At 41.7% G+C, this 12,174-nt stretch carries 10 protein-coding genes; 7 read left to right on the forward strand and 3 right to left on the reverse strand.

Features of this window, described 5'->3' with window-relative positions; all coding sequences use genetic code 11:
- Positions 1-460 precede the first annotated feature (460 nt).
- Positions 461-715, reverse strand: coding sequence for a helix-turn-helix domain-containing protein (locus ACUJFK_RS10605; RefSeq protein WP_445424814.1), 255 nt, complete (start codon positions 713-715; stop codon positions 461-463).
- 302 nt (positions 716-1,017) lie between these two features.
- On the opposite strand from ACUJFK_RS10605, the gene ACUJFK_RS10610 reads away from it, so the two are divergent.
- From ACUJFK_RS10610 to ACUJFK_RS10635, 6 genes are all read left to right on the forward strand, one after another.
- A complete protein-coding gene (locus tag ACUJFK_RS10610; RefSeq protein WP_418077073.1) occupies positions 1,018-1,257 on the forward strand; it encodes a hypothetical protein in 240 nt (79 codons plus the stop codon).
- The gene (locus tag ACUJFK_RS10615; RefSeq protein WP_445424815.1) at positions 1,250-2,443 is read left to right on the forward strand and encodes an Arm DNA-binding domain-containing protein; all 1,194 of its coding nucleotides are present in this window, start codon (positions 1,250-1,252) and stop codon (positions 2,441-2,443) included. The genes ACUJFK_RS10610 and ACUJFK_RS10615 overlap by 8 nt, the downstream gene beginning before the upstream one ends.
- A gap of 14 nt (positions 2,444-2,457) precedes the next feature.
- Positions 2,458-2,754: a hypothetical protein gene (locus ACUJFK_RS10620; protein ID WP_189433619.1), complete on the forward strand. Its 297-nt coding sequence runs from the start codon at positions 2,458-2,460 to the stop codon at positions 2,752-2,754.
- Between the two features lie 66 nt (positions 2,755-2,820).
- Complete coding sequence (locus ACUJFK_RS10625) at positions 2,821-2,970, forward strand: hypothetical protein (RefSeq protein ID WP_445424816.1); 150 nt, start codon at positions 2,821-2,823, stop codon at positions 2,968-2,970.
- 344 nt (positions 2,971-3,314) lie between these two features.
- A complete protein-coding gene (locus tag ACUJFK_RS10630; RefSeq protein ID WP_445424817.1) occupies positions 3,315-3,473 on the forward strand; it encodes an antitoxin Xre/MbcA/ParS toxin-binding domain-containing protein in 159 nt (52 codons plus the stop codon).
- Positions 3,474-3,858: 385 nt separating this feature from the next.
- Positions 3,859-4,860 carry a hypothetical protein gene (locus ACUJFK_RS10635; protein WP_445424818.1) on the forward strand — a complete coding sequence of 334 codons (1,002 nt, stop codon included), beginning with the start codon at positions 3,859-3,861 and terminating at the stop codon, positions 4,858-4,860.
- Between the two features lie 172 nt (positions 4,861-5,032).
- On the opposite strand, the gene ACUJFK_RS10640 is transcribed toward ACUJFK_RS10635, so the two are convergent.
- Positions 5,033-5,755, reverse strand: a complete 723-nt coding sequence (locus ACUJFK_RS10640) for a hypothetical protein (RefSeq protein WP_445424819.1) — start codon at positions 5,753-5,755, stop codon at positions 5,033-5,035.
- Between the two features lie 129 nt (positions 5,756-5,884).
- Entirely contained in the window at positions 5,885-11,098 is a 5,214-nt protein-coding gene (locus tag ACUJFK_RS10645) for a hypothetical protein (protein WP_445424820.1), read from the reverse strand.
- A gap of 210 nt (positions 11,099-11,308) precedes the next feature.
- Here ACUJFK_RS10645 and ACUJFK_RS10650 point away from each other — a divergent pair, with 210 nt between their 5' ends.
- On the forward strand, positions 11,309-11,932 hold the full coding sequence (locus ACUJFK_RS10650) for a DUF6088 family protein (protein WP_445424821.1): 624 nt from the start codon (positions 11,309-11,311) through the stop codon (positions 11,930-11,932).
- The last annotated feature ends 242 nt before the right edge of the window (positions 11,933-12,174 follow it).

A 12,174-nucleotide genomic window follows, 5' to 3' on the forward strand; every position in this document is an offset into this window, starting at 1 on the left:
GGAACTCACTTTGGTTGGAATATTAATCAGTATCGGCGTTTTTTTTCTTATCATGGCTGGCGTAAACCTATACGTGGTCTACCGCTTTGCATGTAATCAGGGATCTGATAATGATAAAAGTTGAGGTGTCTTACTCGAAGCGTATGTGCTGCGCAGCTTTTCTTATTAGTATGGCTATTTGTCACTCGCCAAGGTCTCTTTTCTTGGCAACGCGTAACGCTAAGTATAGGGTAAGACCAATTGCGAAAAAACCGACAATCAAAGCCACAATACCGTAAACCTGCATTTTTATTTCTCCTGTTGAAAACAATTAAAATCTAGCATGGTTTTCGTAAAAAATGGTTATGCTCAGGGCTGTTTAATTAATACGATGTGCAACTGCGTAAAGTCACCGCAAGATGATAATGCCACTTATTGTCTCTTGTTGACCAGTTCAGTGGCACTCTCCATATGCCAGACGTTATTTCGCAGGGAGGGTGGTGTTATCAATCCTATCGTTTGGCACAAACTCCAACACCTCACCTACCCCACAGTTAAAATACGCACAAAGCTTATCTAGGGTATCTGTCCCGGTAATATAGCCTCGCTGATTAACCATCCGAGTTAATGTTTGCCGGCTGACGCCGCTGACATCACACAGCTCCTTAAATGTGATCCGACGATTTTCAACAAAACTCTTCTCAGCTAACAACTCACGAACTTTATAACGCAACATAGTCACTCTCCTCTGATTGATTCAGCACCAGCCTATCGCAGGATCGCAACTGCGCTACAAAACGATCTGGCCGTAACGGCTGTTATTTCCTTCTGGGATTTTTCCTCATTTTCCGATTTGTGGCGTCAATTTGTATCTCGGTTAGCCTGCTCTTATGTGGCGAGAAATCGGCACAGACAAAACGGTTAGCGATGTCTTTTAGTTGTTTTGCCTCAGCTGCGAGGTTTGTGGCGGGAATTTAAAAGCGCGGTAACGTGAAATCTGTATCGCAACGGTGCGATACCCAACAAGAGGAAATAACAATGAGTGCAACACGTACTTATTTAACTACCGAGCAGTTAGCCGAGCGCATTCACTACGATGTGTGCTCTATCCGTAACATGTTGTTAGACACCTTCCTGATTGAAGGACGGCATTACATTCGCCCATTCGGGCGGCGCAAATTGCTGTTTATCTGGGAAACCATTGAAGCTGACTGGTTGAGTTCAACACACGACAGCATCGGCATGATGTGTGAGCAGCAGGAGGTGGTCAATGGGTAAAATTTCTGTCCGCCGTGAGACTGCCCGCCTCTACTACGACTTTATGTATCAAGGGCGCCGTTGCCGCGAGCAAACTACCTTACTCGATAATAAGGGTAACCGTAAAAAACTGGAAAAGCACCTGCAGCAAATTGAAGCAGAAATTCAAACCGGTACCTTTAATTATGCAAAGCATTTTCCCAATAGCAGTTACCTGAGCACCTTGGCTGAGCTGGATACTGAGGCATTGGTCGCACAAGCTGCAATTACTGCGACCCGCACTCCGCTTTTTGCTGAATTTGTGGAAGAGTGGTATCAGGAAAGCGTGATCCAGTGGCGCCAGTCCTACCGCATCAGTATTCGCGGTTCAGTTGATAAGTACTACCTGCCTGCATTTGGCGCTCAAGGTGTCGGCGACATCACCCGTGCTGATTTATTGAAATTCCGGTCAAACCTCGCAAAAGTCCCTGGCCGGAGCAATAAAGAAGCGTTATCGAATAATCGTATTAACAAAATCATGGATCCGTTAAGGCGGATTTTTGATGAAGCCGCCGACCGGTATAACTTTAACACGCCTTTTACGCGCATTAAACCGCTAAAGGTACCCAAGAGTGACGTGCAGCCATTCTCGTTGGATGAAGTGAATCTTATCCTGGAGAAGTGCCGCTCTGACTATCGCAACTATTATATCGTCCGCTTTTTTACCGGGATGCGCACGGGTGAAGTTGATGGCCTGAAATGGCGTTATGTAGACTTTAATCGTGGTCTCATCCTGGTAAGGGAAACCATCGTCGCCGGTGAAGATGATTACACCAAAAACGACTTTTCTCAGCGGGATATCAAAATGATTGGTCCGGTAATGGAGGCACTGCGTCGTCAATACCGAGCTACCAGTAATTTTTCTGAATACGTGTTTTGTAATCGTGAAGGCAAACCGCTTGAACATAACAATGTCACCAAGCGAGTCTGGTATCCGATGTTGTTACGCCTGGGGCTTGAAAAGCGTCGCCCCTACCAAACCCGCCATACGGCAGCCACTCTGTGGTTAGCCGCTGGTGAGTCGCCAGAATGGATTGCCCGGCAAATGGGTCATTCGACCACCGAAATGCTGTTCAAAACCTACTCACGTTTTGTGCCAAACCTGACACGCAATGATGGCTCAGCGTTTGAACAGTTATTAACGTCCACCTTAGGTGCAGCCCTGTAATCGAGGATACCAACATGTTAAAAATTGAAAATACCCCAGCCTACCGGGCTCATAAAGCGGAAAAAGAACTAGCAGAGAAAATCAATAAAATGACGCACTCTCTGATCTACCTTTTAAAAATTAATCGTTACGATGTCGGTTTAGTATTACTTATCGGCAAGGACGGCGATCGCAATAATGAAGCCGCAGTAAAGTCATGGGTCACTGATAAACTCTGCTGTCCAAGCTGTATGCGCCAGGATGATGCAAGAACACTGTCGAATGATCTTCGCAAAGCGCTACTTGCTCAAGCGGACGACATCTACAATTAATCTCAAATCAGCCGCCGCATAAGTTGTGGCGGCTTAGCTACCTAGACCCTACTTAAGGAGAATAATATGCTTAACGGTTATGAGATTGCGATGCTGCTGACCATCGCTGCATCTTTTGTCTATATGATGGTGCGGCTTTTTCGGGCATTTGAGCTTGAGAAAAAGGAAAAAACTGAGCAAATAAAACAGCAGCAACTTAATGAAAAAAAAGAATAATGTTCTCTCTTCAGTGCCGTAGTAAAATGATTGAATTGTTCGCCAGAGCAACGAGTACAACAATTTTTATTACTACGCTATAATAACTCTATTGCTACTGACCGGGGCCAGGACACTGGAGTAGCAATGCCGGAGCGACGCTCCCCCAGCCTGTGAGCGGGATAAAAAGGCTACCCGGAAACCAAATAATACATGGTCATCAAAGCGCTTTGGATATTTAACTTTAACGATTCTGCGCATATCTATTCTAGATTCTTGACATTTAAGCGCGCCCCATATCTTTAGGTAAGTGCATGCAAATAAATCATAATTGTTCAGAATTGCAACTCGAGCATGAGCTAAACATGTTCTTCAATAATGATAAAGCTCGGTTAGATGAATGGCTTGATACGCCAATCCCGAGGCTAGATGGTCAATGCCCCCGAGACCTACTTTTCACTGAGGAAAAACGCAGAGAACTGTTAACAGTTCTCCAAGAAATGAAGTTTGGTGAAATGGCATGATTTGGCTGCTATAAGTTAATAGCGAAATTTCTCTCCGTACCATACTGCCAATTCGAAAGTTGGCATTACCGCAAAACCGGAAATGTTTTCAGGTTTCCTCGGTATTAATGCATTAACCCCGCTGCACTAAACTTCGTTCAATAACCGTCTTAATTACATTAACACCACTGAAAAATAATTTTCAAAAGCGCTGAAAAATCGTTTATCTTACGCTTGCCTCATAACATTCACATGATATGGGGACTTAACTCTTCATTTTGTAAAGTTTTAGCAACAAATGAAGCATTTTACCTGTAAAATCTTACGTATAAGCAAGTCCTGCTTTCCAAGGAATACGAAAGATATAGATAAATTCTTTTTAAAATTTAATTAGATGGAGCTGATTATGAATATCAATCTTAAAATATCAGATTTAAGCCGTATTTTAACTGGAATCAGTGTTATTGCTGTTTTAGGGGGCTGTGCCTCAATGACCAGTGACCCTGCGCTTAAGTCGGTTCTAGCTAAAAAAGATACTGTTAAGGTTACTGAGCGTGTTGAAAATGCAAAAGTTGCCTGGCTAGCACATGCTTTATTAGAACCTGCTACGAGAAAATATCTAGTTGATGTATTAGCGGCTGAACCCATACCTAAAGATTGGGATGTTTTGGACTATTCTACTGCAGCAAGCATGACCGGAGATTTATTAGCTGGTAGTGTTAATTCAGGTTTAGGTAATGCACTTGGTGCCACTAGCCTGGTTGTTGGGTTACTAGCTGGAGATGGAAGCAAGGCAGCCACTTCTGGTTATTTACTACCTGCAAATATTGATGGTACAGAAATCACTTCTGCTGAGCAGGCCAGAACGGTAGCTATAGCTAACATTAAAGGGAAAGTTCAACATTTGGCGAGTAATATAGAGTATGGCGTTAGCTGTGTTCACGATTGCAATGGTTTTAACCCTGTTTATTTATTCAAAGTTTCGACTAACCGACAACAACGTTTTGACTATGAACCAGAATCTTTTTCAATAACCATTCGTTTGGATGAGTTTGTAGCTGCATCTAACACTAAACAATTAGATTCTTTAGCAGCTGGTTTTCCGGTGGCATGGCGCACGATAGGCCATCATGGTGCCATGATAGAAATGCGCGATAAACTTAAATTTGATGAACAAGGTGAGTTGATTATTCTTCCAGCGAGAAGCCAAGGGTTGTCGGTATCGGTTAATGGATGGGATAACCATGCTAATACTCCTTTTGGTCGTTATGTACATCGCCAATTGTTAGATAACACCAACCACTATATGGGCAACAAAACCAACTCAATGTTTGTTTATAATGGCAAAGTTCATTATTTTACAACCAATGGATATTGGAATGCCTTTGACCGCATCATTATCAATTAACCACTTCAAACATTGTTACCTTTTTGAATTGAAATGCGCTAAACTAAAATTATACCTAGCGCACCACTACTTTTAGCAGGATATTTTTAAACTACCGCTTTCAAAAAATATTAATGCTCAACATTAAGTGCTAGGAAAACAACGTCTTTACCCTAGCACTTATCACTCCAAACTAATCAAAACCCAGATTCATTTGTATCAAATCAAATGATTTTAAATGGAACTTACCATCCACCTCTTCAACAACATACTCACCATATAACAAGCTATCTGAATAGCGAGCTTTCGTAATATAAATATTATGTTCTAGAGTGCAATAAGCTTTTATTTTTTGGAATTTTTGTTTACTATCTGACTGAGGAGTAATAATGATGCAAAGATCATTGTAATCAAAGATCTCGAGAGTTCCATAGCCCTGGAGCGGCGCTTCACAGAGCGCTCGTTCGCTACGAAAAAGCGTTCCATCAAATTTCTCTAATGGAATGCTCTCATCAGCAATTTTCAAACTTTCAACGTCATCCAAATTACTCAAGCTGTTAAAGATTTTTTTGAAATTCGGACTAAAACTAACGTCACTACCGGAAATTTTTTCATCTAGAACACTGTTATATTCGTTGTTAAATTCAATGACAGCTGATTTTAACTGTTCTATAATTTCTTCCTCAACCGACATATTTAATTCACCACCATCCAAAACATCAGCATATATTTTTACATTGGCCACATCATCTAATAATGTAATTATTGAAACATTATTTACCCCTCTGCTTTTGAGCAAATCGGCGTAAATTTTTTGGTGTGCAGTTATTGAATTTATATCGTGCATCAGCTCACGTTGCTGAAAGAGGCCGGGGCGCAGATGCTGTTTTATAGGGAACGTGTTTAATAAAATCATTGTATCTTCCTTTTTTGGTTTAAACCAAAATCAGCATACAACGCAAAACAACCGCGAAATTTTGACAGGCCACCCTAAAAACACCTGTCTAAGAATATAATTTCCAAATGAAAAATTATCTTCTAATATTCAAGCACTTAAGATGACGCAACTAACATACATTTCGTCAGAAATATCGACACTTTTCAGTTGACAACGATAAAAAGCACCATTCTTTATGGATTTACCGGTTTTTCGAACCCCTGTTGCAAGGGGTATAATGATCAAACCCAGCTGCTCAAACGAGCCTAGAGCTGCTAATTTTTTATTAGTCATGAAAAAATTCCTATTACCCATATAAGCCTCTATCAGCGTGTCTAACGCCACACGACATTGCTCAGGACTGATATCGCACTCTGCCAAATATGTTAAAACCGTTATAATTTTACGGCCTGTTAAAACTCGCCTGACACGACTACGAATATGAGAATTGGGTTTAATTTTCCCCTCGGGAGACATCAATAATAATGGTGCTGCATGTTGCCGATTTTCAAATAATTCATAGAGGCGATTCATCAAAGGTTGAGATGGATCTAAATCATCCTCGTCTGCTAATGCAAGAGCGCGAAAATCTGCTAATTTTTCTAACCAACATTCCAGATGGCTTTTTCTCAGGTCCTTTTCAGGCAGTGCTTTTAAAGTTCGTGGTGTTAGGAGGATCGACTCTGGTAACCGCCAAGCTGTCTTCATTATCCGCTGCATCAAACTGATTGGCGTTGATATCTCTGAACGCACTGATATTTGACGGGTATTCTGATCGGAGGTATCTAACCAACCACCAAGATTTTTATGCGTGACGAACCGATTATTTTCAGCGTAATAGCACTGATATTCTAGATTTAGAAGGGGTAACTCATGCACATAATGACTCAGGGTGGTCAGGGGGGAGCCATGGCCCATCGCCAACGCGAGTGTGGCCATAAATTTATGTCCCTGAGCAGAAGATTTACCTGTAGTGACGAGCATCCAATTTTTTAGAAATACCTCGGGAGGCTGACGGCACCAACTGGTTACAGCCAAACTCAACTGGCTCTTTTCCGGAATAATTCCTACCCAACACATATAAGTGGCAAATGAGTGCCGACAATCGTGTAATCTGGCATTATCATTTTCCGTAGCAGTAACAATGGCCTCCGTAACGCGCGAACATAAGTGAGCAAACTCACTGTCTGAGACATTAAACACCCGCCCTTTAGGGCTGGAATCGAGGCGTTTTGAAAAAGCCAGAAGCTGAGAAATAATGTCTCGTTCAGTCTGATTTAAAAGCAATGTGGCCGGAATTCGGCGGTTAGCATTGATGGTTTTTAGGCGGTAATGTTTGTTTGTAAATACATACAACAAACCATCCGCGGACTCTAAATCGCGATGCAGGCGGTTTTTTATTTCAGAACGCCTAAGGCCGCAGCGATAAGCAAGGATAAATATCACCGCTTGATATAATCGCGTCCGTTCATCTGAATAGGGATCATTGCGCAACAACACCAAAATCTGTTCATAGTCTGATGTCGTCAAAATATTCCCGTAACGTTTTTCGTCTTTTTTTAGAATATTCGGCTCAATTTCAAACCAATTAATTTCAGGCAGATAGAAATGTTTTTCAACACAACGATGTAAATCACTCAACATTTCCGCATGTCGGGGACGGGTTGCCAGCTCACGACAATCAAGCACGCCACTATACAGATCAGATAACTCATCCTCATCATATGCAAGAATTTTTTGCTCCTGCGCAACATCAAGAAGTGGTACGCAAATCTTTGAAAAATATGTTTTTATTGTATTAAAGCTGATATTTTTACGTCGCCGACCTGGGCGTTTTCCCACGTCCACCATGAACAGCAACACAGCAATAGCGGCATCGGACAAATGCCCTGATTTGGCCAGCAAATCACTAATTTCGATACTGCGACTGTTGACGAATTCAGCCCAGATGTGGGGGATAACCGTTTTTATGGTCACACCGGGTTCCCGCGAAGCACGTTTATAACCAACAATTTTTATGAAATTATCAAAAAACTTACGCTCATTGAGTAATTGAACCGACTGGGCTGAGTGCCGTTTTAAATAGTTTGCAGATTGTTTAGGTTCCGATAATTGTCGTTTTTCCGGCAAAACCCCGGGCGTAAGAAGACGCGCCAATGCAGACTGTGATAATGGATTTGTCTGTATTTTGTTCAGCCTAAACGAGCGCATCAGCGCTGGCTCGGTCGACTGATTATCGTAAAACGCAATATACCGGCTAAATTCGGACAACGATGAAAAAAACTCGCCGGGTAGCGCTAAACCCAGGTTTTGAATGACTGCCCGCGCGAATTTTAGAAAACGTTTCTCTGAAAAGAGTTGTTCTGAAAAATACGGATGGCGTTTTATCAGGCCTACTGATAAAGGATCAATGTAAATCCGATGAAGATTTTCATTTTTTCGATAATCAAAAAAATGCAGCCCATTCAGGGTAAAACGCTCAGATTGCAACGATTTTATAAAATCCGTTGTCGTAAAATGGATAGCGCTCTGGATCAACACACTCAGAACAACCTCATAAACCGCCTCTTTCGGATCTATGACAAAATCAGGATGAACAATCCGCTCGGAGAGTCTCTCACGCAGCGCTCTGACTCGCCTACCCTCGTAAAAAAATCGCGTATCCAAGGCGACTAATGATTCAGAAAGCGGCATCCGCCAATGTTGGGCTTGAGGTTCTTCATGATTGACCGCTAAACGTTCGATTTTTCTATTTATAATTTTTACACATGCAACAGAGTCATCATGATTTCCCAGCTCTAACGCTCTGTTTAAGGCGGCATCCATAAATTCGTCAAGATGCTCTAAAATGGATTCGTCAGGCTCAAGCCTCTTACTAAACTCACGAAAAAGATCTTTCACCCATTTTACGCGTTCTCGAAACGACATGCGTTTAACCGTTAAGTACTCGGGCACATATCCCTCAGATGAAGGCTTGAACAGTGGTAATGCAGCTAACCCACGCTGCGAAGGCGCCTCCCAAATTTGAATATTAAGCAGTGCCACTGCATCGTTAATATATTGTCGGCACTCACTGATGTCCGTTAGTGTTAGTGTCGATGTTAGACTGAACGGATGCTCACCCTCACCAACATGTCCCAAGATCCAATTTACTGCGTCGACGCTCAGCACTTCACTTAATCTTGAGCATAACCGATGCCTGAAAAAATTCAGCGGCAGATTAAGCCCTGCATTTACTAAATAGAGGCTCACATCCTCACTTGAAACGGCTCTGACATTACTGCCTTTGATGATACTGAGGAAAGGTATGTCAATATCACCCTGCTGCCACAGACCTTTTTTGAGAAGCGCCACCTTTAAGTGGTGGTCGTCCAATTTCGCAGCTAACGCCCGACAGGTTTTTGCATAATTAACCAAAGCTGCTTTAGCGATATCAGCAATCGGCACAAAACGAATTGAGGCATCGTCGTACTGCGTCTTGTCCGATAAAATCATCATATCGAGTTCAAGGTTGAACAACGCCGGCTCGAATTGAAATTCCGTCCGGTTTCGATGACCCGTACATGCCAGTAAAGTTACCGTTGTGTAGCAAGTGAGGGCATTTAAAAACGCAATCACTCCCTGCTCTGTTTGGCTACTTTGAACAAAAAGTTCAGTTAGATTTTCAAAAGAACGACTAAAAAAATCCGCCAACTGAGTATCATCTACTGCAATATAACTACCGGTGTAAATTTGCTCGGCATCAGGTCGGTGCTCGGCCGTTTGAGGGTATAAACCAATTTCCCTCAGATAATCCGAGTAAGACTGTTGCAAATTATGAAGTGAAACGCTTTTGTAATAAAGTGGTGTTGGCGTTAATGGCTCTGTTGTAGCCAGAACCAATGCGGCATATCCTGGGTCTGTTTTCAGTGCCAACTGTTGAAATAAACTCAGGCGGATTTGAGCTAATGTGTTTCGCCGCGGAATGCTTGCCATAATTTTTTTGAGGTAAGCCAGCAGCTGCTCCTCTTCGACATCAACTTTGCGAAGAAGCTGACTCCATTCAGTAATAGCAGTAAATGATTTTTGTAAGAAGCGAACTAACACCGTCGGTAGCGGCAAAGCAGCATAATCGCTATGCTCAAATAAAATCGGATGATTGTGACCGAGTTTTACTGCATTTGGCATAACGATGCTTTTACGCCGCCATATCCCTTTCGTAATATCGATGCCTTCAGTGTCAAAGGCTAAATTCTGCCCCAGAGTAAACTGATTAATATGATCCAAATTGCGTGCAGTCAAAAAACTCAGCAGTAAGGTTGCAGCACAAAAGGCTTCTTTCTCTTTTTCAGCTTGCAAAGAATTGATACAGCCACTAATAAAAATCGCTAATTCATGCTCTGTTAAAACGTTTGTCCGAAGCGATAGCAGCAGTCGTTCCTGAGTACGCAGTCGATTGCCATACAGCAGGCTTTGTTCAACCGTCTCAAGACTAATTGGATGTTCAGGATCTGCCGAAAATTCAAAAATCTCATCGAGTGACTCATCCTCTTCGACAACTTGCTGAGGTTTGGTATGTAAATATCGAGTCGATTTGCCAGGTATGTTATTTATTTTTTCAACGTCAACGTGTTTTTCATTTGGTTTTACTGAACTAGTAACTCCATTTACTAAAGTTAAATTCCGCTTTATGTTGTTTGTCTTTGAGCGAGTCGGTGCAATCGCTAGCGTTGACATCCAATCGATAAATGGAGTCGGAATGCTCCAGATCTGACCATTCTTATCAGATAAAAGAGTGATAAAACTTTTAAAATCTGAATAAAACTCTTTATTGATAACGTAATTTCTTGAGCTGGTTTTCTTAAAGTGTCGGCGTATTTCAGTAACCATGTTACCTAAGTTACCTAAGTTACCTAATCTTGATTGAGATCCCTCTTGTGAACTTAGCTGCTCTAGTGAATACCTCAGTGCAAAAATTTTAAGAACAGCATAGATTTCAGAAACAATGCCAACACTTTCATGATGGGGTAACATAAGAAAAACTGCGAGTGGAAACGTATCATACAAGCCAATCAAATTATCTGAGTGTCTCCTCGTATTTTTAAGCGCACTGGCAATGTTTGAAACAATCAGTTTTTCTTGAGTAAAGAGCGGTTCATTCGAAAACCAATTAAAACGTGAAGCGCGCTGGTATTCACCTTGCAAAGCTTCAACTGCAAGACGCAGGTGGAGATAGCTAGGTGGTAAACGCAAGGCCGCAATAAAATTCAAATAGAACGTTTCGTCAAGATTATTCTCTCGACAGTAGTCAATTACTGTTTTTATTGCCGCTTTATCGTGCATAGCTACCACCCAGAAAACTTACTAAATAAACATAGTAAATCAATAGTATAAATCAAACAAAAAGTGACAGTTTTATCTAGAATTTTTGACAGAAATCTTTAGCCTTCCTCTAAGCAAAGCCACTTAATCCTGACAAAAATATCTATGTATACCTTGTAAACATTGAGCTACAATGAAATAACATGAATCCTATTCAGTCAGAATTGCTTAATGTCAGTATCAGCCTTAGTCACTCAGAGAATATCTCGCTTACAAAAGGGGATGCCATTCACCATTGAGAGCTTTTATGCTCTTGGCTCTGTTACGTCGGTGCAAAAAGCATTTAGCAGGCTGGCCAAAGAAGGTTCTGTTGTTCGAGTAGCAAAAGGGATTTATACACGGCCGAAACCTCTAAAGAGCTTTCCCGCTATCAAGATCATGGCTAATGCGGAAGAAATTGCACTTTCATGGGTTCGAAAGCACAACTACACCATGGTGCGCCAAGGTATTGAAGAGGCTTATCGATTAGGTTTGCAGACACAGGCACCGGTCAAAACAGTGTTTTGGTGCTCTGGTCCTTCCAGAGAATTCAAGGCTGGTAATCAGCAAGTTATCATAAAACATGTAGCTGAAAGTAAACTATTATGGGTTAACAAACCTGAAGGTTCCCTGTACCGCGCACTACTTGTTATGTCAGCCGAATACACTTCATTAGTGCAACTTAAGACAGCCATAAAACGGCTTGGCTTATCAGGCAATGAAATTATATTGGTTATACGCAAGTTGAAATTGCAGCCATTACTTTCTTCTTGGCAAAACAAGTTGTATCAACTTGAAAGCGAATTTCTGTCATGAATCTTTTTGATTGGTATGCTGATCAAAACAGACATTCAGAACTTGCTGAATTATATGCTTATGCATCTACCCAACACCAGTTTGGGCTTGCGGATTAACTCCGTTTCATGCGCTAATGTCACTGTGAATCGGTAACAAAACTCCGGAATACGTATGAAAACCCTCATATTACAGTTGTTCAATAACGGGAAGTGGTGGGATGCTACGGAACTCTGTTTTCTAGGTAATGAATTAAGCAATCT

It is taken from the genome of Alishewanella sp. HL-SH06, from assembly GCF_052656265.1.